Below are 23242 nucleotides of genomic sequence, written 5' to 3' on the forward strand. Positions count from 1 at the left end.
ACAATCAAGCAAAAATAACAATGAGCACAATAAGAACTCAGTGTTAATACCCACCTATTCCGACAGAAGAAGACACCCCATTAAAGCATCTAAAATACATTCAACATATAGAGACCAATGTCTTCTGCCTGTCAATCATATTTCATCAATGCAAAACTATACCTATATCATAGGACAAGAACGACGATGAAAAGCGAAATAAAAAATTAAGGAACGAATCCTTGGTATCGTCCCTTAACCTTTATTATCATCGTATTTATTTCTTAGCTGGCTTATAAGCCTTGTTCAAGCCCGCGATAACCTCATTGGTTATATCGTATGCTTTGTCAGCATAGAGAATATTATCACCGGCCTTGCTCAATATCAAGCCATATTTCTTGTCTTTATTGTATGCAGCAAGATAATGCTGTATGCTATCGCGCAATGCCTTGTTGAATGTATTGGTCTCATTCTGGAACTCTGCTCCTAGTCTCTGCTGAAGAGCCTGCAAGTCAGCACCCTGTTTTTGAAGATTTGCCTGGACAGCCTCAGCCTGTTGCTGAGTATATTTGTTGTTCTGTACATCCTGCTGAAACTTTGCAGCTGCAGCCTGCAAAGAATTCTGCTTAGCAGCCAGAGTGTTTTCTATATTCTGACTCTTTTTCTGGAGTATAAGTGAATATTCCTTACAGAATTTATACTGTGACATGATTGAGTCTACCTCAACATAAGCAATCTTTACAGAGCCAGACTGAGTAGCATGAGCCTGAGTCTTTTCATCAACCTTTTGCGCTTCCTTGTTGCAAGAAGCCATTGCCAGCAAAGCAATCGCCATAACTGACATTACACGAACCATTTTCTTGTTCATCTTATTAATATTCCGTTTTTTGTTATTACCAATTTATATTTGCCATCAGACACCGCATATATAACGGATTCTCCATTAATTATTGCATATATTGCAAATATTAACATGCGCAATAAGCGGTTTTCAAGCTTTTTGCCTAAATTTGCATGCAAAGATAGAATATTATATGAAAAATAAAGAATGAAGAATGAAGAATTTTGGTCAAGCTACTGATTTTATTGACGTTGCTAACAATATTTTCATCATTCAAAGATTCTGAACTTACAAACTTTAAACTTTAAATAAATATACATTTATGAACAACAGCGAATTAAAACCAGCTTGTGTCTTTGAACAATTTGCAAGGGTCAACCAAATTCCCCGCCCTTCTAAACACGAAGAGAAGATGATTGAATTCTTGAAAGAATTCGGAGAGAGCAGAAACCTCGACACACAGGTAGACAAGACAGGCAACGTAATCATCAGGAAACCTGCTACCAAGGGATACGAAGACCGCAAGACCGTAATTCTGCAGAGCCACATGGATATGGTTTGCGAAAAACTTGTAGACGTCGATATCGACTTCACGAAAGACGCTATCCAAACTTATGTTGACGGTGAATGGATGAAGGCAAAGGGAACTACTCTGGGAGCTGATGACGGTATCGGATGTGCCATCGAAATGGCTATTCTCGACAGCAACGAGATAGAGCACGGACCTATTGAATGCGTATTCACACGCGACGAGGAAACAGGACTTACCGGAGCTCACGGAATGGAGTCTGGATTCATGAAAGGTAACATGCTTATCAATCTGGATAGCGAAGACGAAGGACAGATATTTATAAGTTGTGCCGGTGGACAGACAACTACTGCAACCTTCAAATTCAACAAGGAAGAGGCTCCCGCTGACTATTTCTTCATGAAGGCAAGCATCAACGGACTCGTAGGCGGACATAGCGGTGACGACATCAACAAGAAGCGTGCAAACTGCATCAAGTTCCTTACCCGTTTCCTCTTCACCGAGCAGGAGAAGACAGACCTCCGCTTGGCTAACTTCAATGCCGGCCGCATGCACAACGCTATCCCCCGCGATGGAATGGTAGTGTTCGCCGTGCCTGCAAAAGACAAGGAAACCATAAAGGCTGACTGGAACATCATGGTAGCAGGATTTGAGGATGAGTTCCACGTAACAGAACCAAATATGACCGCCGCCCTTGAGAGTTGCGAGGCTGAAAGAGTTTTACCGAAAGAGAACTCTACAAAGTTCATATACGCCCTTCAAGCCGTATATAACGGTGTATTGGCAATGTGCCAGGACAAAGAACTTGAATGGATGGTGGAGACATCCAACAATGTTGCAAGTGTTGTAACGAAGGATACAGAAATCGTTGTAGTAGCTTCACAACGCTCAAACGTGATGAGCAACCTGCAGAATATGACAAACACAGTCAAGGCAGCTTTCATATTGGGAGGAGCTGAAGTCACTGTTGACGACTCTTACCCAGCATGGAAGATGAATCCAAACAGCGAGCTGACAAAGATAGTTGTTGAAACATACAAGAAACTTTTCAAGAAAGACCCACTGGTAATCGGTATTCACGCCGGTCTGGAATGTGGTCTCTTCTCAGAGAAATATCCACAGATGGATATGGTTTCTTTCGGACCTACACTCCGTGGCGTTCACTCTCCAGACGAGCGTCTTCTCATTCCTACCGTACAAATGGTTTGGGATCACCTGTTAGAGATTCTAAAGAACATGCCTAAGAAATAACAAGATCAGACTCTAGAAAAGAGAACAACAATAAAAGCTGAACCGCATATGTAAAATGCAGTTCAGCTTTTATTGTTGTTTCATATTAAAACGATGACACCACGAACTGGAAAGGCATCATTGAAAACAGGACAAAAAGCAGATTCGGAAAATCACTACACCAACCATATAATGCGCCCCTTTTCTCTAACCAACTTTACCGACGTGGGTATCCATTCAGTAAAAGGCAGCTCAGACAATAAGGGATAATAATCAATCACCTCATCATCCCGCAACTCAACAACATAGCGCCCTAGTTCCTTTCCATCTAAAGAAACACCATTAGATGCTATCCTACGTGTGAATCCCCTCCTGCTCATGATATCTTGTCAGAAAGTTTATTATCCGTCATCCTCATCAGCTTATCAGGTTGTGGGCCAATTTCCCTAAGAGGCTGAGGAGACTGCTTGACAGGTTGCGGATGTTGAGACTGTTCAGTAACGGGTTTCAGCCCATCAGCCTTTACAGAATCAATTACATCTACGGAAGAAGCAGCTGAAGATGGGATACCGTTTACATGACATCTTATCAAACGAACGTTTTCAACGAACATCAGCTTCAAAGTCGTCTGAGAAGAGTTTGCCGAACCTTGCAAAGTAATAAAGCCACTTACATTCTTTATACCAAGCCTTGCATCATCAGATATCGCCAAATCATAGCTCGTTGACTCAGAGAGATGGACAGTACGAGTTGCAACACTGTCGTTGGAGAATCTTACAGCCAACAGAGCCACGCCATCTTTATACCCATCCTGGAAGATGAACTGTGTTTTAAAACTCAACACGATTTTATCCCCATTGTGGAAAGCCGTATCTGCAGACAAAGTAAAGGATCTGACATTGTTGGGAGGAAGAGTGGCCAACATAAATGACGTGGCATCTTTCCAGACATTTGCCGTATCGCCTTTCTCCATACTGTCTCCAAAATTGCCTATATCACTTGCCGAAGCACCTAATGCTACAGCCTCGTCACCAAGACGTTTTGTCAGATTCTCGTAAATCTTCTGAAATCTGTCCGAATGACGACTATAATAAACAAGTGAAGAGTCAAACAACGCTTGTGAAACTCCATGTTCCCTCAATACAGACATCTCATACATGGTTCGCTTCATTCCGTCATCAGAGTTGTCATCAAGCATACCCAAAGCTATGTGATAGTCATACAAGATATCTTCCATCTCGTCAGGTTGCAGATATTCGCCAGGAACCTGTGGCTTGCACGAATACAGCAAAGAGCAGGACAGAAACAGCAATGTAAGAAAATAGAAACCTCGTTCCATCATTTGTTTGTTCAAAACCTTACCCTAAAAAAATCCAAATTCCATTGTCGCCCATCAAAAGGGCAGAATCACTCTGGCTCATCTCTTCGCATTGACTTTTTAGAATCCGAAGACAATTGTGCAAGTTCCTGACGACAGAAAAGCACAAGAAGTACAAAACCTACACTGATACAACTATCAGCGAAATTGAATATCGGACTGAAAAAAACGAATTCATCACCTCCACAAACCGGCACCCATTTAGGCCATGTCGTGACTATCAACGGAAAATAAAACATATCCACGACCCTACCTGTAAGGAAGCCGGAATAGCCTTCTCCAAACGGGACGAGATAAGATGTGAAATAAGGCGATGAGCCACTGAATACAAGACCATAGAACATACAATCTATAAGATTGCCCAAAGCTCCTGCAAAAACAAGGCCAAGGACAATAATATAGAACGTACGTGCTCCAGTTTTCACCTGACGGCAAATATACCATCCAAGCAAACTGATCAAAACTATACGGAAAACGCTTAGAACAGGCTTGTTTATAAACGTCATGCCATATGCCATGCCGTTGTTCTCAATAAACTTTATATAAAACCAGTCCGTTATATGGATCTGTCCTCCCAACGGCATTCCTGTCTTAACCTCAATCTTTATGATCTGGTCGATAAGGAGTGCCAGTATTATCACGACGCTTACGAGAAGCCCTTTCTTGTTTACCTTAATAAATGCCATCGTTTTTATTTCTTTCTTGCATTCTTCGATGCAACGCTCAATGTTGCGTGAGGCACGATGCGAAGGCGCTCCTTAGGTATCAACTCGCCGGTAATACGGTCGATTCCATAAGTCTTGTTTTCAATACGCACCAATGCAGCTTCAAGTCCCTGTATGAATTTCTGTTGACGGCTAGCCAACTGCATCATCTCTTCCTTTGACTGCGTCGTACTACCCTCCTCCAACACTTTGTATGTAGGCGAGGTGTCGTCAACGTCATTACCATCAGCGTTCATCAAAGAGCGCATCATTTGACTATAATCGCGACGTGCGAGAGCCAACTTTGAGTTTATTATCTCACGGAACTCTTCAAGTTCCTCATCGCTATAACGTGTTTTTTCTGTTGCCATAATATTGATTTCTTAAGAGTTAGACATATAAAGCAACTAAGGCATTACGCCTTAGCTACTTTGATGTTGATATTCAAATCTTCGATTTCAGCTGCTATTCCATCGTTGTCTGCAATACATACATTATCAGCGAGGACCTGCGCCTTGATATAATCAGCAAATCCTGCCAGTGCTGCTTCCACTTTGGAATCTGGAGAAAGCGTCACGTTAATACGGTCTGTAATCTCCAGACCTATCTCTTTACGGATATTCTGGATACGGTTGATAAGTTCACGTGCCATTCCCTCATTAAGCAGCTCGTCTGTAAGCTCGACATCGAGAGCGACAGTAAGGTTACCTTCATTGCTGACAAGCCATCCTGGGATATCCTCACTGATTATCTCTACGTCAGTTGTTTCAACAACAGCCTTCTGACCTTCAACCTCGAGCTCATAAGAACCTGTTGTCTGAAGTTGTGAAATCTCTTCCTGAGAAAGATTACCCATTGCTGCTGCAATACCCTTCATGAGCTTTCCGAACTTCTTTCCCATCGTACGGAAATTACATTTCACCTTCTTCACCAATACTCCAGAGCCTTCAACGAAGCGCAATTCCTTGACGTTTACTTCGTTCTTTATCAAGTCCTTGACTGCCTCTATATGATTCTTTTGTTCATCATCAACTGCAGGAATCATGATAGCCTGAAGCGGTTGCCTTACCTTGATATTTACTTTGCGACGAAGAGCAAGCACCATTGATGTGATTTTCTGTGCCATTCCCATACGGATTTCCAGATCCGAATCGATGAAGCTCTCGTCTGCCTCAGGGTATTTAGCCAAATGTACAGACTGTTCTCCACCTCTGCCCGTTGCTTTGGTCAGATCGAGATAGAGTTGGTCAGAGTAGAAAGGAGCAAAAGGCGCCAACAGTTTGGCTACAGTCTCAAGACATGTATAGAGAGTCTGGTAAGCCGACAACTTGTCCTTGCTCATCTCCTTGCCCCAGAAGCGTTTACGGTTCAGACGTACATACCAGTTGCTGAGGTCATCGTTTACGAAATTGTCAATCAGTCTGCCCGCACGTGTCGGGTCATAATTGCCGAGTTCTTTGTCAACACCCTTTATCAATGAATGAAGTGCGGAAAGAATCCAGCGGTCAATCTCCGGTCTCTCATTCAGAGGCACTTCAGGCTGAGAGTAGTCAAAGTCGTCTACATTAGCATAAAGACTGAAGAACGAATATGTATTGTATAGGGTGCCGAAGAATTTTCTTCTAACTTCGTCTACTCCCTTCTCGTCAAATTTCAAGTTGTCCCATGGCTCTGAATTCGTCATCATATAGAAACGCACCGGATCAGCACCATACTTGTCAATCATCGTGAACGGGTTAACGACATTTCCTTTGTGCTTCGACATTTTGTCTCCCTTGGCATCAAGAACGAGTCCTGTAGAGATGACGTTCTTGAAAGCGACACTGTCGAACACCATAGTTGCTATGGCATGCAGAGTGAAGAACCATCCACGTGTCTGGTCTACTCCCTCGTTGATGAAATCCGCAGGGAAAGCCAGACGCTTGTCTATCAGTTCTTTGTTCTCAAACGGATAGTGAATCTGCGCATAAGGCATAGAGCCTGAATCAAACCACACATCAATAAGATCGGTTTCTCTCTTCATTGCCTTTCCTGTAGGGCTTACCAAAACGATATTATCAACGTATGGTCTATGGAGATCCACCTTGTCATAATTTTCCTTTGAATAGTCACCTGGAACAAATCCTTTGTCTTTCAAAGGATTTGACTTCATATATCCCGCCTCTACACTCTTTTCTATCTCATCATAGAGTTCCTGAAGCGAACCGATACAGATTTCCTCTCCATCTTCATCACGCCAGATCGGAAGCGGTGTTCCCCAGAAGCGTGAACGAGAGAGGTTCCAGTCATTAAGATTCTCAAGCCAGTTGCCAAAACGTCCTGTTCCAGTTGATTCTGGCTGCCAGTTGATTGTCTTGTTGAGTTCTGCCATACGCTCCTTCTTTGCAGTGGAACGTATGAACCAACTATCAAGCGGATAATAGAGGATAGGTTTGTCTGTACGCCAGCAGTGTGGATAATTGTGCACGTGCTTTTCTATCTTGAACACGCTTCCCTCCTGTTTCATCTCCATACACAACACGATATTCAGGTCTTCAGCTTTTGCTGCAGCCTTCTCATCATATTTACCGTCCACATTGAATTCTGGAGCATAGGCGTTCTTTACGAAATCACCTGCATGATGTCCGTATTTTCCTTCATCCACGCAATCTTTCACGAAGTTTGCGTCAAGTTCATCAAGCGTGTAATATTTACCCTGCAGGTCAACCATAGGACGTGTCTCACCCTTCTTGTTAATCAGGAACAGGGATGGAATTCTAGCATCCTTAGCCACCTTGGCGTCATCTGCACCAAATGTTGGGGCGATGTGCACGATACCTGTACCGTCTTCCGTAGTGACATAGTCACCAAGGATAATGCGGAAAGCGCTGTCTTCCATTTCAACAAAGCTATCCTTGCCATTCTCTGCGACGAAGACTTTTTCGGGATGTGCCGAAGCATATTCGGCAACGAATGCAGGAGAGTTTTTATCAACCTTAGCCGTTGGCTTAACCCATGGCATCAGCTGCTTGTAATGTAATCCCTCAAGTTCAGTACCCATATACTCGCCAACGACACGATAAGGAACAACCTTGTCGCCATGCTTATAGTCATCCATCGGAGCCTCACTTCCTTCTGCCTTAAAATAGGAATGCAGAAGCGGTTCGGCGATTATGACAGTCACCTGCTCGTCATTGTAAGCATTGTATGTCTGTACAGCAAGGTATTTTATGGATGGACCCACACAAAGAGCAGTGTTTGAAGGCAAGGTCCAAGGAGTTGTCGTCCACGCCATGAAATATGGCTTGCCCCATTTCGTCCATTCTTCTTTCGGGTCAAGCACCTCAAAGAGGGCAGTACAGGTTGTATCCTTCACATCCCTGTAACATCCGGGCTGGTTAAGCTCGTGAGAACTGAGTCCCGTTCCTGCACCCGGACTGTAAGGCTGGATGGTATATCCTTTATACAGAAGATCCTTGCTGTACAACTGCTTCAGAAGCCACCACAAGGTTTCAATATATTTATTCTCGTATGTTATATAAGGATGGTCAAGATCTACGAAATATCCCATCTCCTCAGTTAGTTTTCTCCATTCGGCCGTGAACTTCATTACGTTCTCACGACACTTGTGGTTGTAATCCTCTACAGAGATATATTTGCTTGACTCTTTGTTGTCAATGTCTGCTTTGGTAATGCCAAGTTCCTTTTCCACTCCGAGTTCAACAGGCAGTCCGTGGGTATCCCATCCAGCCTTGCGGTGTACCTGCATTCCCTTCATCGTCTTATAGCGGTTGAAGGTATCCTTGATTGAACGGGCGAGCACATGATGAATGCCTGGATGACCATTTGCCGAAGGAGGACCTTCGAAGAACACAAACTGTGGACATCCCTCACGCTCATCAATAGACTTGTGGAATATATCATTCTTATTCCACATTTCCAATATCTCATTGTTTACTTTTGTCAGATCCAAGCCTGAATGCTCGGCAAATTTCTTGGTCATATGTTTTTTGTATTTGTTTCTTTACATTCTATTATCGAGCGGCAAAGATACACAAAAAATATTTTTCTGCAAAATACTTTATAAATTCTTTGCCATTAGACAAATAGAAGCCGTTCCATTCCTATTTATTATTACACGTTTGAAACAAAGAACGGATGAAGACAATGCAAAGGAAACAAGTTATGTTCCAAAAGAAAAGGAATACATATGGAGTACATACAAAAAATTCACTGAATTACATGTTGCAACTCAGTGAGTTTCATATCATAAGTAGCCGAGTTTTACGGCTTAACCCTATCAGTAATATTCCTTGTCTGCACTCTTTTCTGAATGCATAAAGAATAAATCAATCATCTTCTTCTGCTGCACGCAGTATTATGCTAGTAGCTCCGAGAGTGAACAGAGTGCCGTCATAAATCACGCGACGCTCTTTATCGCCAAGGATTTCATTGTCTACGAAAGTTCCAGTATAACTAGGTCCATCGCGCAATATATATTTTAGCTTGCCCGTCTTCTTGTCTCTCGAAACATTTATAACGCAATGGCTGATATCCATACTCGGGTCGTTTGTCTCTATCTTCAAGTCCACCTTCGCATTTTTCATATAGCGACCTATTATATTGTCACCCATCTTCAATGGCAAGACTTGTTTATAATGGAAGACATTCTCAATGACGACGATTGAACCACATCCATTCTCATCCGCATTCTCGTCTGGATTCTCGTCTTTCTGGCGTTCACGCAATTTCGACACACCCATTCGTATACCGAATTCCTTGCCACACTCTGGACATTGGAATACCAAAGACTGTCCGTCGGCATACTTTGTCTCGTCGAATATGATGTAGTTGTCACATTTAGGGCAGCGTACTCTTTTCATCTTTTTTTAGTTTTCCTTATATATCCAAGAACTTGAAAACATCTCATTTTCACGAAGTTGTGTCAATTCGCTTAAAGCTTTCGTTTTAGATTCGTAATTACCATATACCACCTTCAAGGATTCACCCTCCTGCTCAAGGACTCTGGCCTCGACCAACCCCTGCTCATGCAGACTCTTGACGAAAGCGTCGGCATTAGACTTGGTTATTCTGCAAGCCAGAACAATGCAATAGACTTCCGTCTGCATGTCTTTCTGCTTCGACACAGGTTCCACTCTTTTTATTGGGGGCTCGATCTTTTTATCCATAATATTGCCAGACTTGGCACTTGGAATGGCATTGATTTTCTCACCCACTACATTGGTTACTCCTGAGTTCGCATCTCTGGAAACCAAGTTATATAATAGACCGCTACCGATTCCACTCATTGAAACCGACGTCTCGTCATTTACATTATTAATCGGTGTCGCCAACATGAAGAAAGCCAAGACGGCACACGCTACGGCCAACACGTTACGTATCAGACTGACCTTTATACTGATTGTCTTCTCCGAATCAACGTCACCATCAGCGCATAGTTTTTCTGCGAGTTTCGATTCACCATACGGGAACACTTGCTGCGACTGCTGAGCAGCAGACTTTTCAGACCCACTCTGCTCCTCTGTAATAGATTTCACCGGCATATCAATTGCTGCAGGAATTGTCGCAGTCACGCCATCCTCAAGCAATAGAGACACATCTACACTCGACAAGCCATACAAAGACGGAGTAAGGATACCAGACTCACAAGGGTCGAATTCATAACGGCCGTCAGCATTCACGACTAAAGTTCCGATGTCGCTCAAATCATAGAAACCGTCTTTTTCCAACACCGATTTCAGTTCGCCAACTTCCTCGTCTATCTTTCTCATCGCCTCCGGATAGCTCATGTCGTACGCCTCGACATACGACTGCGCCAGAAGGGAGTCGTTCATATCGAGTTTCTGGTTGAACCCAAGCGTACGCAACGGCGGAAGATACACACCATCACGGGCATCATAGCGAGCATCTATATGATGCGCCACAAAGCCTCCCAAGCCTGGCACGACAACACAGTCATTGTCCAAAAGCAATATTTCAATATGTCTTTTCAATTCTATCACGTTGCAAAATTACACTTTTCCCATTACAATGCCAAATAAAACTTTCAAAACCAATCGGTGAAATAAAAAAAAGTAAAAAACACATACGGAATAAAATAATATTGATTACTTTTGCAACAAAATAAAATACGACCATGAACTTTATAAAGACCGCGATTGATGGAGTTTTCATTATAGAACCAAAAGTCTTCAACGACCCAAGAGGTTATTTCTTTGAGGCATTCAAACAGGAAGAATTCGAAAAGAACATCGGAAACGTGAACTTCGTGCAAGACAACGAATCGAAATCGTCTTACGGCGTCTTAAGGGGACTCCACTATCAAAAGGGAGAATATTCGCAGGCGAAACTCGTAAGGGTAATCAAAGGCAAAGTGGTTGACGTGGCTGTAGACATAAGAAAAAGCTCACCCACATTCGGCAAACACGTGAAGGTGGAACTCAGCGAAGACAACAAAAGACAACTTTTCATACCGAGAGGATTTGCCCACGGATTTCTTGTCTTGAGCCAAGAAGCAATATTCACATACAAGGTAGACAACGTGTATGCCCCACTGTATGAAGCATCCATACGATTCGACGACCCGGAAATCAACATAGAATGGCCTATCGAAAAAAAAGACGTGCAGGCAAGCGACAAAGACTTCAACGGAAAACTATTTTCCGAGGCAGTCTTGTTCGAATGATGCAAATACGCCGACAATCTCTTGACAGAGACTCAAAATGAACACAGATGCCTTATGGCACACAACATCTAATGACAATGAACATAAAGACTTTCATCCTTTTGGTTTTCTTGTGCACGACTGCCTTTTCATGCAAAAACAAAGGAGAAGACACAGCCGTACGTACAGAAGACCTGAAGGCAAAACAACTTTTTCAAGGCATATGGGTAGACTCTGACGAAGAGAATGTCGTCTTCAAAGTCAAAGGGGACACCATATACTACCCAGACTCCCTGAGCCAGCCTATCAAATTTGCCATATATGGCGACACTCTGGAACTAAAAAGCGCAAACGACTCTAAATACGCCATATTAAAACAATCGGCGCATATATTTGAATTTAAAAACTCAAATGGCGACATAGTGAAACTGATAAAAGGCGAAGACCCGAGCTTTGAACTACAGTTCGCCAACAAGAAGCCAACGAGCGTAAACCAGAACAAGACAATTAAAAGCGACACCATATTGTTCTGTAACAATGAGAGATACCACTCTTACATTCAAGTAAATCCTACAACATATAAAGTGTTGAAGACATCATATAATGATGACGGGCTGGAAATCGAAAGCGTATATTTCGACAACACTATCCACCTGGGGATCTTCAAGCAGGAAACAAAGATTTTCTCAAAAGACTTTAAGAAAAGCGACTTCACACAATATGTTCCCAAAGACTTTCTGAAACAGAGCGTATTGAGCGACCTTACAGCAAGCACATCCGACAGCAAAGGATTCCACTATATAGCAGAACTCGCCATCCCCGACAGCTATGTAAGCTACATGGTGAATATTGTCATAACGACTGACGGAAAGATTTCAATGAACGTAACGAAATAGAAGGCCAAGACGCAAAGAGACCAGAAAAGTTCAAGACGAACATCTTCTGAACTCCGAACATGTTATGGCAGTGGCTATTGCCACATTCAGACTTTCTGCAGTCTGGCGCCCCTCAGGAAAGTTCGGTATCAGAAGCCTGTTGTTTATACGGCTTCGCATAGCTGCGGAAATGCCATTCCCCTCATTCCCCATCACTATAATACCGTTGGGAGTGAGGGATTTCTTATAAATATCTTCACCATCAAGGAATGTTCCATAAACGGGATAACCGGCGGGGAGCGAATCGAAAAGCACTTGCAAATCGCAATATTCAACCCGCACTCTGGCGATACTGCCCATAGTAGCCTGCACGACCTTGGGGTTATACACGTCAGCGGTGTTACGGCTGCAGAAAATTTTCGTTATACCAAACCAATCGGCCACACGTATGATAGTGCCCAGATTACCAGGATCCTGCACCCCATCAAGGGCAATGTAAAGGGAAGAATCGTCGAAATCACATTTAGGCTGACTCACAAGCATCGGGAATACGGCAAGCACTCCCTGTGGATGCTGCAAGAAACTGATTTTACGCAGTTCATCATCCGTGACAACAACTATATCATTATCTATCTGAGGATTAGAATCTATCCACCCCTGAGTGGCAAAAAACATTTTCGGCTTCAGTATCTCCATCAAATCTGACACCACCTTAGGACCTTCTGCAACGAAACAACCCTCTTTGTCGCGTCCTTTCTTTGACTGCAACGAATGAACTAATTTTATCTGATTCTTGCTTAACATTTCATTTTATAGTTTTTGAGCCACAAAAGTACAATTTTTTTTATACTTTTGCACAACAAAACCAAGAGAAGTGACGAACAAACCTATAAAACATATCTTAATACACTTTTGTGTGGCGTTTATGACATCTGTCATGACGGGATGCAGCATAACCAAATTCATACCGGAAAACGAGTTTCTCATTAACAAGGTGATGATAGAGAGCACAGACAAAAGCATAAACGCTTCAGAATATGAACCATATATAAAGCAGAAAGGAAACACAAAGTGGTTTTCAGCACTACGCATACCACTTGCGACATATTCACTTGCAGGCAAAGATTCAACAAAGTGGATCAACAAGACTTTAAAGAATATCGGGGAAAAGCCAGTAACTCTGGATTCCACACTTACAGAATCGACTTGCAACGATCTTCGAAGCGCAATGCAGAACAACGGGTTTCTCAATGCCAATGTGGAGACCCGTACGAAGATTCATAAGAAAAACAAGATTGATATAACATACATCCTTACTCCCGGGAAGAAATTTCACATAAACAACATAACATACGACATCCAAGACGACAACATCGAAAAGAAGCTTGATGTAATATACCCTAAAGAAAAAAGGATAAAGGCAGGAGCGGTATTCAGCATCAACAGTCTTGAACAGGAGCGCCGAATTATAACATCTGCCCTGACAAACAATGGATATTACCACTTTCACAAGAATTTCATATCGTATACGGCAGACTCAATACCTGGCAAAGAACTTGTAGATTTGATACTCCACATAGCAAAATACGAAAAACCAGGAGTAAAGACAGACACACTACATACTTGCTACAAGATAAACAATATTATCTACAGTAGCACAGAAGGAGACAGAATTCCATTGCGAGCTAATGTGCTTAAGGAAAACACATGGCTCGAAGAAGGTAAGCCCTTCAGTTCTGAAATGCTCAAAAGAACATATAACAGTCTCGGAAAGCTTCAAGCTGTGAAATACACGAACATTCAATTCAAAGAAGCAGGTGAAGGCCTGCTCGACTGCAACATCAGAGTGAGTCCGAGCACCCCCAACAGTATCAGTTTCCAACCTGAAGGTACAAATACAGCCGGAGACCTTGGTGCCGCAGTATCGCTTACATACGAAAACAGGAATCTGTTCAGAGGCTCTGAAGTGTTCAGCGTGAAACTAAGAGGGGCTTACGAAGCGATAACCGGTCTTGAAGGCTACCAGAATCAGAATTATATAGAATACGGAATAGAGTCAAAGATTCTTTTCCCCAGCTTCATGTGTCCGTTTCTGTCATATGACTTCAAAAGGCGTTCTTACTCTACGACGGAAATCGGAGTGAGCTATAACCTGCAAAACCGTCCAGAGTTCCACAGACGAGTATTCTCAGGCTCTGTAAGATACAGATGGACAGACTCTAGCCAAAAACACCAATACAAAGTTGACATCATAGACCTCAATTATGTCTATATGCCATGGATATCATCTACATTCAAAGACAACTATCTTGATAATGTAGACAATAAAAACGTCATTTTGAAATACAACTACGAAGATCTCTTCATCATGAAAATCGGATTTGGAATGACATACAGCCACAAAAACAATGCATTCAAAATAAACTGCGAGACAGCCGGTAATATCCTCAACGGTATATCGCATATCACGAAAATGCAGAAGGATGCCAATAAACACTACAAGATTTTCAACATCGCTTATGCCCAATATGCGAAATTCGACTTCGACTACACACACAAGTTTTCGTTCGACCAGAACAACCAGCTTGTTATGCATGCAGCTCTCGGTGTGGCCTATCCTTACGGCAACAGTACAGTCTTACCGTTTGAAAAGAGATATTTCTCCGGTGGTGCGAACTCGGTCAGAGGCTGGAGCGTACGCGGACTCGGCCCAGGTAGCTTCAAAGGCAAAGATGGCGCCATTGACTTCATAAACCAAACTGGAGACATGAAACTCGACCTCAATATGGAATTCAGAACCGCCTTGTTCTGGAAACTACACGGAGCGGCATTCATTGATGCTGGAAACATTTGGACATTGAGAGAATACAAGGAACAACCAGGTGGACAGTTCCATCTGGACTCTTTCTACAAACAAATTGCCGTTGCCTATGGATTGGGGATACGCTTGAACTTCAGCTATTTCATCCTGCGCTTCGACATGGGAATGAAAGCAATAAATCCAGCTTACGAATCTAAAAATGATCATTATCCATTATTCCACCCGAACATGAACAGAGATTTTGCATTCCATTTCGCTGTAGGCATGCCATTCTAAATAATCACAACAACTAACAGAAAATACAAATCAAGAGACAAACCACTTCTGTCAGTACTTTCGAAAACGGCAAGACTTGCACAATTCAAATGGGAAAAGACTCTACACGTTTTCAACATAAATAAGGGGACATATCTCATGACATGCCCCCTTAATTTATGTTTCCAACAGACCTTTATTCTTTTCCGTCGATTTCTGCTTCATGAACCTTAATCAGCTCCTGCTGAATATCGTTAGGAACAAGTTCATAGCTTGCGAACTTAGTTGTGAACGAAGCTCTACCACCTGTTATAGAACTCAGTGAGATACTGTAGTTTGAGAGTTCCTTCAATGGAATCTTCGCCTGAAGCTTCTGATAACCTGCCTCAGAATCCATTCCCATGATTAGAGCACGGCGTCCCTGAAGGTCACTCATCACATCTCCCATGAAATCTGAAGGGACAAAAACTTCCAGATCATAAATCGGCTCAAGAATCTTTGGACCTGCATTCTTGAATGCCTCTGAGAACGCATTTCTTGCAGCCAACATGAATGACAACTCATTGCTGTCTACCGGATGCATCTTTCCATCATAAACGACAACACGAACATCACGAGCATAGCTTCCAGTAAGCGGTCCCTGCTCCATACGCTCCATCACTCCCCTCAAGATTGCAGGCATGAAACGTTGGTCGATGGCTCCTCCAACAACAGAGTTGATGAATACAAGTTTGCCTCCCCAATCCAAATCAACGACCTCCTTGTTCTTGATATTCATCTTGAACTCCTGGCCATTGATATTGTAAGAAACAGGATCCGGCATTCCCTCGGCATAAGGTTCTATGATAAGATGTACCTCACCGAACTGGCCAGCTCCACCTGACTGTTTCTTGTGACGATAGTCTGCACGTGCAAGTTTTGTGATTGTTTCACGATATGGAATACGTGGTTCCTGATACTCAACCTGCAATTTCTCATTGTTTTCAAGTCTCCATTTCAATGTACGCAAATGGAACTCTCCCTGTCCGTGAACGATAGTCTGACGAAGTTCCTTGCTCTGCTCAACGACCCATGTCGGATCTTCCTGTCTCATCTTAGTCAGAGCAGCCATAAGCTTTTCTGTGTCAGCTTCGTTGACAGCCTTTATCGCACGTGAATATTTTGAGTTAGGATATTTGATGAAATCAAATCTATTCTCGCAGTCTTTACTGTTGAGAGTATTACCGGTCTTGACATCCTTCAATTTTACCGTACAACCGATATCCCCAGCTTGCAACTGCTCTACAGACTGACGGTTAGCTCCTGCACATACGAAGATATTCGCCATACGCTCCTTTGATCCACGGTCTGCATTCGTCAAATCATCACCCGGCTTCACGCTTCCGCTCATAACCTTAAAATATGAGACTTCACCAATATGCGGCTCTACTCCTGTCTTGAAGAAATACAAAGAAGTAGGCGCGTCGGTATCGGCAGGAACTTCCTGTCCTCTCGTATTATGCACCTTCGGCATGTCACTAACGAACGGCACTACGTTACCAAGGAATTCCATCAAGCGACGAACGCCCATACTCTTGCCTGCACAAACGCAGAACACTGGGAATATCGAGCGTGTGATGAGTCCCTTGCGGATACCCTCACGCATCTCATCCTCTGTAAGTGTCTCTTCTTCAAAGAATTTCTCCATCAGAGTCTCGTCGTTCTCTGCAGCAGCCTCAACGAGCTCCTTATGTAGAGCCATAGCCCTCTCCATCTCTTCTTCAGGAATATCCTCGATGATAGGTGCACCGCCCTCAGGCGTCCATGAATATTTCTTCATGAGAAGCACGTCGATAAGGGAATTGAATTCTGGTCCCGTATTCAAAGGATACTGTATCTGCACGCACTTGGTGCCGTAGATATCTTTCATTTGTGCAATAATGGATTCAAAATCACACTTCTCGCTATCCAACTGGTTGACGAGGAAGATAACCGGCTTCTTCAGCTTGTCTGTATATCTAAATAAATTCTGAGTTCCGACCTCCGGACCATACTGACCGTTAATAAGCACCAATGCCTGGTCTGTGACATTAAGCGCTGTAATTGCTCCGCCCACAAAATCATCTGAGCCAGGGCAATCGATAATATTCAGTTTCTTGTTATTCCACTCCACATTAAATACAGTAGAGAATACAGAATAGCCATATTCCTGTTCTACTGGAAAGTAGTCACAAACCGTGTTCTTTGCTTCTATTGTACCACGGCGCTTGATGACACCACTCTCATACAACATCGCTTCGGCAAGAGTAGTCTTGCCGGAACCCGCACTGCCAAGCAAGGCAATGTTCTTGATTTCATTAGTCTGGTAAACTCTCATGTTATTATAGATTTTAGATTTGTCGTTCCAAGTGCTTTCATGTTCTTGTGGCGACTTAATTAGATTTAACGGCAACTAAGTTATCATATTTTCTTCATTTTACAAAATATTTGCTACAAAAAATCCTGTTTTTTAAAACATATTAGTACTTTTGCAATACAAAAATTACAAATTATGTCAGGATTATACGTTCACATCCCATTTTGCAAGAGCCGTTGCATCTATTGCGGCTTCTATTCAACAACTCACGAAGAACTTCGTTCACGTTACGTAGACAGCCTTTGCGAAGAATTAAGGTTGAGAAGGGATTATCTGGACGACAGAATCTCCACGATATACCTTGGAGGTGGCACGCCTTCACAGCTCTGCCAAACTGACATTGACAGGATTTTCGATGCCATATATAAATATAATAAGGTGGAAGACTCCATAGAAGCGACTTTTGAATGCAACCCAGACGACATCACGGAATCTCTTGCCGATTATATAAAAAGTTCTCCCATCAATAGGGTCAGTATGGGAGCACAGTCTTTTTCTGACGATATTCTATCCTTCATAAGGAGAAGGCACAATGCGTCACAAATCATATCGGCGGTGGAAAGGCTGAGAAAGGCTGACGTGTCGAACATCAGCATTGACCTAATGTTCGGATTTCCACAAGAAAGCATACAAACATGGAGGACAGACATTGAAAGCGCCCTCAACCTGGAGATTGAGCACATCTCTGCTTATAGTCTGATGTATGAAGAGGGGACTGCAATGACAAAACTTCTTCTTGAGAACAGGATAAAGGAATGCGACGAGGAAACGTATCTTGCCATGTACAACATACTTATAGACAAACTTGTTGCTGCCGGATACGAACATTACGAGATAAGCAACTTTGCAAAAAGCGGTTACCGGTCTATACACAACAGCAACTATTGGAATGACATCCCATACCTGGGCATCGGAGCTTCTGCACATTCTTTCAACCGAATGTCAAGACAATGGAACATTGACGACATATCGTCCTACATGGAATCTATCAGTAATAAAACGATTCCTGCCGAAACTGAATTTCTAACCAAGGACTCAAGATTTGACGACGTGGTCATGACAAGACTACGCACATGCGAAGGAATTGACATGATCGGCATAAAGAAAAATTTTGGCGAAGACTATCTTGCCTTCCTGTACAAAGAAGCTGCCCCACATATCGAAAATGGATTGATGACACTCGAAGGCAGCCACCTACATCTGACAAGGAAGGGACTGTTTGTGAGCGACAGCATTATCAGCGACTTGATGCACGTATAGGAAACAAGAAACCGGAAGCATAATCTTCACTTCAAACGATTTGCGTAGATACATTGAAGCAGCGTAATGCCAAGACCATACGCTGCTTCAATGATATGACATGCAAAGATGAATTACTTCTGTATCTTGTTGTCTACAGGGAAAACCACAACCGGATTATAAGACTTGGCCTCTTCAAAGTCCATAAGTGCATAAGCAATTATTATAACTGTATCACCTACAACACATTTTCTTGCAGCTGCACCATTAAGGCAAATACATCCGCTGCCACGCTCTCCCTTGATTATATATGTTTCAAAACGTTCTCCGTTATTGTTGTTTACTATCTGAACCTTTTCACCAGCTATAAGATTAGCCGCATCCATCAAGTCCTCGTCTATGGTTATGCTACCCATATAATTCAGATTTGCCTCTGTAACCTGAACACAATGCAGCTTGCTCTTCAAAACTTCAATCAACATGATAAATATCTTTTATTTGGCGTTATATTTTATATGATCTATAAGCCTGACTGGCTTCTTTCCACAATACACAGTAATACATCCTACCGTATCCGAAGAATCCTCCCAGTTCTCTACATCCTGCAATGTATCGCCATCAACAATAGAGAAGTATTCCACTTCTAATCCGTCCACGGCATTGATACTGTCCACTACCCAATCATGGGTTTCTTTCAAAGTGTGCTTCTTCGCATAATCCACGCTCTCGTTAAGATATTTGAATATCATGGGAGCAACAGAACGCTCATCTGAAGCCAACAATGTGTTGCGAGACGACTTTGCCAATCCGTCCTCTTCTCTGACAATAGGACATTCAACAATATTCAACTTCAGACCTAGATATTTCACCAACGCCTTGATTACTGCAATTTGCTGCCAATCCTTTTCTCCGAAATAAGCCTTGTCTGGACGTACGATGTAAAACAACCGGCTTACGACCTGGCATACTCCGTTGAAATGTCCTGGTCTGTGAGCGCCTTCCATAACCGTTGTCACTGGTGGAAATTCAAAGCTTCTCGTATCAGGCGATGGATAAACTTCTTCTACAGAAGGAGCAAACACACAATCAGCCCCTACGGATTCCAACAACTTACAATCCTCATCAAGTGTACGCGGATAAGTATTCAGGTCGGTTTTATCATTGAACTGCGTCGGATTGACAAATACCGACACTACTGTAACGTCATTGTCCGAAACGCTTCTTTTAACCAAAGACGCATGTCCTGCATGAAGAGCTCCCATCGTGGGAACAAGACCTACTGTTTTTTTATTCTTACGAGCTTCGAACAACTCGTTCTGGAGGTCTGCTATCTTACTAAAAACTTTCATTATATTATATTTATAAACCTTTTCCAAAAATGCCAATCACCCGAAAGAGACCGACTGCGAATGAAAAATCGGTGCAAAATAACAACATTTTTCTTAAACAAGAAAGAATATGTTTAAAAAAAAGCCAATTAGCAATGAGTTTTGAGCAATTTTGCGAGAAGCAAGGCACCAAGTAAGTTTTTTTTCGTATCTTTGCAAAGATTAAAGAAAAACAATGATGAAGTCAAAAAAAATTCTATTTATCAACCAAGAGATAACGCCTTACGTTTCTGACAGCGAATTGTCCCACATAGGCCGCGAGCTTCCTCAGTCCATACTTGAAAAAGGATATGAAATCAGGACCTTCATGCCCAAATGGGGAAACATAAACGAAAGGAGAGGCCAGCTACACGAAGTGATTCGTCTTTCAAGGATGATGATAATCTTTGATGACACTGACCACCCTCTGATAATCAAGGTCGCTTCAATCCCTTCGACAAGGATACAGGTATATTTCATCGACAACGACGACTACTTCACAAAGAGACTCATGGCAAACGATGAAAACGGCGAAGAATACGAAGACAACGGCGAACGTTCAATATTCTTCGCAAGAGGCGTACTGGAGACAATAAAGAAGCTGCATTGGACCCCTGACATCATCCATTGCCAGGGGTGGATAGGCAACATTGTACCCTATTATGTGAAAACCGCATACAAGGACGAGCCTTCGTTCGCAAACACCAAGATCATCACATCCCTCTTCGGAAACGGTTTGAAGAAGGACATTGAGAAAACATTTGGACAATGTCTTGAATTCAAGGATGCCCATAGCGACATACTGAAGAACTACAATGAGAAATTCGACTTCACAGAATTCGAAAAATTGGCCATCGACTATTCCGACGGTGTCATAGAGGCAGGTCCTGGCGTCAACCAACAACTTGTTGAATATACAAAATCGAAGGGTATTCCATTCATGTCTCAGGCTGCCGCAACAGAATTAGACGTTGACGCATACGACAATTTCTACGACAGCATCTTGGAGTAAATTCCATAAACACAGAAAAACAAATACATTTCATGAAAGCAAAACAGGTATTTCTAAGCCTCGCATTAATATTTTCTTGTCTATGCTCTTGTGATGACAATACTGACAACATCGGAGGAAGCATCATCGACGACCTCGACAACATCAATGTCACCGCAAGATCTTTCCCTATAAGTTCAAAATCCGTGAAGGCTGACTCTGTATATTCAAGATCAGCCACTGGATATTTGGGAAAAGTGAAAGACCCTGAAACAGGAGCATTCGTGAAAGGAGACTTCCTGACACAATTCTATACTCTTGAAGGAACACAACTGCCTGCAGAAAAATCAATAGTAAGCAGACTCAAAGACGGCTCAATAATAGCAGACTCGTGCGTGATCTACCTATATTACGACAAGTATTATGGCGACTCTCTGTCTACCATGAAACTCAATATGCTAGAGTTGTCAAAGCCAATGGAGGAAAACAAGAAATATTATTCAGACTTCAACCCATTGAAGTCTGACGATAATTATTGTCGCACAGATGAGGGAAGAGTCAACGTCAACAAGACTTATACCTTATATGATTTGGCATCAGACACCGTACCAAAGAAAATCAAGATCAATCTGCCGAATTCAGAACTCGACGAAAATGGCAACTTGATAGAAGAAAAGGCTGCATACAAGGATAAGGAGAAAAAAGGATACTATAACTATGGTACTTATATAATGCAAAAATACTATAGTAATCCCAAGCTCTTCAAAGATTCATACAGCTTCATCCACAACATCTGTCCCGGTTTCTATTTCAAATCATCAGATGGACTTGGCTCAATGGCTTATATAAATATGAGCCAGATGCTTGTATATTATAAATACAAGTATGAGAAGACCACCAACGGTGAGAAAAAAGACACAACTGTAAATGTCGTGACTACATTCGCAGGTACAGAAGAAGTAATACAGTCGACACGTATTTCCAACGACAATGCCGCCATAGACAAGATGGTTGAGGAAGGAAACAAGAACGACATCACTTACATCAAGTCACCTGCGGGAATATTTACCGAACTGACAATTCCTGTGGACGAGATTCTAAACGGACACGAGAACGACACAATCAATTCTGCGCGCATTTCCCTTACGAGGATAAACAACACGAAGCACGAGAAATACAATCTGGACATCCCCACCACCCTTCTCCTCATACCTAACGATATGCGCACAAGTTTCTTCGAAGAAGGAAAGATACCGGACAATGTACAGACATACACCGCCGTCTTCGCAACAAGCGACCAGTCGTCATTGGCTAAACAAAACTCATATACCTTCCACAATGTGGCAAACCTGATTGCTTACATGAGCAGGAAACGCTCTGAAGGCATCAAGGAATATGAAGGAAAAGGAATGTCGAGCGCAGATGCCAAGACTATGTGGGAGAAAAAACACCCTACATGGAACAAGGTACTTGTCATACCTGTAGAAACGACTTATGTCACAACGGGACAAACGACGAAGCTCGTAAAAGTGACAAACGACATGAGCCTTACGGCATCGAAGTTTGTGAAAGGCTCTATGACAGGTGACGCCAATATTACAATAGACGTAGTATACAGTAAATTCCAGAAATAATATACATCAATACAAATGGCAGACAATTTCTTGGAACGACACATGCTTGATTATGAAAAGAAGAAAGCTAAATGGATAGCGCGGAAAAAGCATATCAAGCTGAAAGGTCACAACAGGATTGAAAAGCCTGAAGATGAAGCTTTGTAACACTCAAGAAGCGCCACGCATAAATACGTCGGCGCTTCTTTTAAATTATAATACAGTCAAGAACCAACTAAAAAAGGATAAGCAAACAAAGGTTCTACAGACAGTTATCATAAAGCAAACAAATTAGAATATAAGGTGAAAAGACTACGCCACATAACCACGACTATAATTTGGACCGTCATGTCCATTTACA

General features: G+C 42.4%; 19 protein-coding genes. 8 read left to right on the forward strand and 11 right to left on the reverse strand.

The genetic code is table 11. The features are described 5' to 3' along the window. Positions 1–256: 256 nt before the first annotated feature. On the reverse strand, positions 257–847 hold the full coding sequence (locus CCC32_RS07355) for an OmpH/Skp family outer membrane protein (protein ID WP_042519431.1): 591 nt from the start codon (positions 845–847) through the stop codon (positions 257–259). 295 nt (positions 848–1142) lie between these two features. Here CCC32_RS07355 and CCC32_RS07360 point away from each other — a divergent pair, with 295 nt between their 5' ends. Continuing rightward, on the forward strand, positions 1143–2600 hold the full coding sequence (locus tag CCC32_RS07360) for an aminoacyl-histidine dipeptidase (protein WP_044065923.1): 1458 nt from the start codon (positions 1143–1145) through the stop codon (positions 2598–2600). A 355-nt stretch (positions 2601–2955) separates the two neighbouring features. Here CCC32_RS07360 and CCC32_RS07365 read toward each other — a convergent pair whose 3' ends face one another. From CCC32_RS07365 to CCC32_RS07390, 6 genes are all read right to left on the reverse strand, one after another. Further along, positions 2956–3921, reverse strand: a complete 966-nt coding sequence (locus tag CCC32_RS07365; RefSeq protein ID WP_042519511.1) for a DUF4296 domain-containing protein — start codon at positions 3919–3921, stop codon at positions 2956–2958. 65 nt (positions 3922–3986) lie between these two features. Then, a complete protein-coding gene (locus tag CCC32_RS07370) occupies positions 3987–4643 on the reverse strand; it encodes a lipoprotein signal peptidase (RefSeq protein WP_287073372.1) in 657 nt (218 codons plus the stop codon). 5 nt (positions 4644–4648) lie between these two features. After that, a complete protein-coding gene (locus tag CCC32_RS07375; RefSeq protein WP_022317309.1) occupies positions 4649–5032 on the reverse strand; it encodes a TraR/DksA family transcriptional regulator in 384 nt (127 codons plus the stop codon). A gap of 44 nt (positions 5033–5076) precedes the next feature. Further along, on the reverse strand, positions 5077–8643 hold the full coding sequence (gene ileS, locus CCC32_RS07380; protein ID WP_287073376.1) for an isoleucine--tRNA ligase: 3567 nt from the start codon (positions 8641–8643) through the stop codon (positions 5077–5079). Positions 8644–8989: 346 nt separating this feature from the next. Continuing rightward, positions 8990–9523: an FHA domain-containing protein gene (locus tag CCC32_RS07385; protein ID WP_022317311.1), complete on the reverse strand. Its 534-nt coding sequence runs from the start codon at positions 9521–9523 to the stop codon at positions 8990–8992. A 6-nt stretch (positions 9524–9529) separates the two neighbouring features. Beyond that, entirely contained in the window at positions 9530–10663 is a 1134-nt protein-coding gene (locus tag CCC32_RS07390) for an HU domain-containing protein (RefSeq protein WP_287073378.1), read from the reverse strand. A 134-nt stretch (positions 10664–10797) separates the two neighbouring features. Between CCC32_RS07390 and rfbC the strand changes: the two genes are divergently transcribed. Then, a complete protein-coding gene (rfbC, locus tag CCC32_RS07395; RefSeq protein ID WP_287073380.1) occupies positions 10798–11346 on the forward strand; it encodes a dTDP-4-dehydrorhamnose 3,5-epimerase in 549 nt (182 codons plus the stop codon). A gap of 77 nt (positions 11347–11423) precedes the next feature. After that, positions 11424–12221, forward strand: coding sequence for a DUF4738 domain-containing protein (locus tag CCC32_RS07400; RefSeq protein ID WP_156139336.1), 798 nt, complete (start codon positions 11424–11426; stop codon positions 12219–12221). Positions 12222–12251: 30 nt separating this feature from the next. On the opposite strand, the gene CCC32_RS07405 is transcribed toward CCC32_RS07400, so the two are convergent. Beyond that, positions 12252–13004 carry a TrmH family RNA methyltransferase gene (locus CCC32_RS07405; RefSeq protein WP_042519439.1) on the reverse strand — a complete coding sequence of 251 codons (753 nt, stop codon included), beginning with the start codon at positions 13002–13004 and terminating at the stop codon, positions 12252–12254. A gap of 121 nt (positions 13005–13125) precedes the next feature. Between CCC32_RS07405 and tamL the strand changes: the two genes are divergently transcribed. Next, on the forward strand, positions 13126–15297 hold the full coding sequence (tamL, locus tag CCC32_RS07410) for a translocation and assembly module lipoprotein TamL (RefSeq protein ID WP_287073461.1): 2172 nt from the start codon (positions 13126–13128) through the stop codon (positions 15295–15297). A gap of 175 nt (positions 15298–15472) precedes the next feature. Here the strand turns inward: tamL and fusA2 are convergent, their stop codons facing one another. Then, a complete protein-coding gene (gene fusA2 / locus CCC32_RS07415) occupies positions 15473–17632 on the reverse strand; it encodes an elongation factor G2 (protein WP_287073384.1) in 2160 nt (719 codons plus the stop codon). A 174-nt stretch (positions 17633–17806) separates the two neighbouring features. Between fusA2 and hemW the strand changes: the two genes are divergently transcribed. After that, positions 17807–18931: a radical SAM family heme chaperone HemW gene (hemW, locus tag CCC32_RS07420; protein ID WP_287073386.1), complete on the forward strand. Its 1125-nt coding sequence runs from the start codon at positions 17807–17809 to the stop codon at positions 18929–18931. Positions 18932–19044: 113 nt separating this feature from the next. Here hemW and panD read toward each other — a convergent pair whose 3' ends face one another. Together panD and panC are read right to left on the reverse strand one after the other, a co-directional pair. Beyond that, positions 19045–19392: an aspartate 1-decarboxylase gene (gene panD, locus CCC32_RS07425; RefSeq protein ID WP_022317318.1), complete on the reverse strand. Its 348-nt coding sequence runs from the start codon at positions 19390–19392 to the stop codon at positions 19045–19047. Between the two features lie 12 nt (positions 19393–19404). Continuing rightward, complete coding sequence (gene panC, locus CCC32_RS07430) at positions 19405–20259, reverse strand: pantoate--beta-alanine ligase (protein WP_022317319.1); 855 nt, start codon at positions 20257–20259, stop codon at positions 19405–19407. A gap of 217 nt (positions 20260–20476) precedes the next feature. Here panC and CCC32_RS07435 point away from each other — a divergent pair, with 217 nt between their 5' ends. Genes CCC32_RS07435 through CCC32_RS07445 form a run of 3 tightly spaced genes read left to right on the forward strand, consistent with a single transcriptional unit; the run spans position 20477 to position 23049 of the window. Next, the gene (locus tag CCC32_RS07435) at positions 20477–21289 is read left to right on the forward strand and encodes a glycogen/starch synthase (protein WP_022317321.1); all 813 of its coding nucleotides are present in this window, start codon (positions 20477–20479) and stop codon (positions 21287–21289) included. Positions 21290–21321: 32 nt separating this feature from the next. Next, a complete protein-coding gene (locus tag CCC32_RS07440) occupies positions 21322–22902 on the forward strand; it encodes a DUF4270 domain-containing protein (RefSeq protein WP_042519442.1) in 1581 nt (526 codons plus the stop codon). A 15-nt stretch (positions 22903–22917) separates the two neighbouring features. Continuing rightward, on the forward strand, positions 22918–23049 hold the full coding sequence (locus CCC32_RS07445; protein WP_022317323.1) for a hypothetical protein: 132 nt from the start codon (positions 22918–22920) through the stop codon (positions 23047–23049). Positions 23050–23242 lie beyond the last annotated feature (193 nt).

The sequence above is a fragment of the Prevotella sp. LMAG:51 genome, assembly GCF_008680225.1.
Classification (GTDB): domain Bacteria; phylum Bacteroidota; class Bacteroidia; order Bacteroidales; family Bacteroidaceae; genus Prevotella; species Prevotella pectinovora.

Excerpts from the sequence above, each read along its gene's own strand:
- rfbC (WP_287073380.1), top strand. The coding sequence starts at position 10,798 with ATGAACTTTATAAAGACCGCGATTGATGGAGTTTTCATTATAGAACCA.
- CCC32_RS07360 (WP_044065923.1), top strand. The coding sequence starts at position 1,143 with ATGAACAACAGCGAATTAAAACCAGCTTGTGTCTTTGAACAATTTGCA.
- fusA2 (WP_287073384.1), bottom strand. The coding sequence starts at position 17,632 with ATGAGAGTTTACCAGACTAATGAAATCAAGAACATTGCCTTGCTTGGC.
- CCC32_RS07385 (WP_022317311.1), bottom strand. The coding sequence starts at position 9,523 with ATGAAAAGAGTACGCTGCCCTAAATGTGACAACTACATCATATTCGAC.
- panD (WP_022317318.1), bottom strand. The coding sequence starts at position 19,392 with ATGTTGATTGAAGTTTTGAAGAGCAAGCTGCATTGTGTTCAGGTTACA.
- CCC32_RS07365 (WP_042519511.1), bottom strand. The coding sequence starts at position 3,921 with ATGATGGAACGAGGTTTCTATTTTCTTACATTGCTGTTTCTGTCCTGC.
- tamL (WP_287073461.1), top strand. The coding sequence starts at position 13,126 with ATGACATCTGTCATGACGGGATGCAGCATAACCAAATTCATACCGGAA.
- CCC32_RS07440 (WP_042519442.1), top strand. The coding sequence starts at position 21,322 with ATGAAAGCAAAACAGGTATTTCTAAGCCTCGCATTAATATTTTCTTGT.
- CCC32_RS07445 (WP_022317323.1), top strand. The coding sequence starts at position 22,918 with ATGGCAGACAATTTCTTGGAACGACACATGCTTGATTATGAAAAGAAG.
- ileS (WP_287073376.1), bottom strand. The coding sequence starts at position 8,643 with ATGACCAAGAAATTTGCCGAGCATTCAGGCTTGGATCTGACAAAAGTA.
- panC (WP_022317319.1), bottom strand. The coding sequence starts at position 20,259 with ATGAAAGTTTTTAGTAAGATAGCAGACCTCCAGAACGAGTTGTTCGAA.
- CCC32_RS07405 (WP_042519439.1), bottom strand. The coding sequence starts at position 13,004 with ATGTTAAGCAAGAATCAGATAAAATTAGTTCATTCGTTGCAGTCAAAG.
- CCC32_RS07370 (WP_287073372.1), bottom strand. The coding sequence starts at position 4,643 with ATGGCATTTATTAAGGTAAACAAGAAAGGGCTTCTCGTAAGCGTCGTG.
- CCC32_RS07355 (WP_042519431.1), bottom strand. The coding sequence starts at position 847 with ATGAACAAGAAAATGGTTCGTGTAATGTCAGTTATGGCGATTGCTTTG.
- CCC32_RS07435 (WP_022317321.1), top strand. The coding sequence starts at position 20,477 with ATGAAGTCAAAAAAAATTCTATTTATCAACCAAGAGATAACGCCTTAC.
- hemW (WP_287073386.1), top strand. The coding sequence starts at position 17,807 with ATGTCAGGATTATACGTTCACATCCCATTTTGCAAGAGCCGTTGCATC.
- CCC32_RS07375 (WP_022317309.1), bottom strand. The coding sequence starts at position 5,032 with ATGGCAACAGAAAAAACACGTTATAGCGATGAGGAACTTGAAGAGTTC.
- CCC32_RS07400 (WP_156139336.1), top strand. The coding sequence starts at position 11,424 with ATGAACATAAAGACTTTCATCCTTTTGGTTTTCTTGTGCACGACTGCC.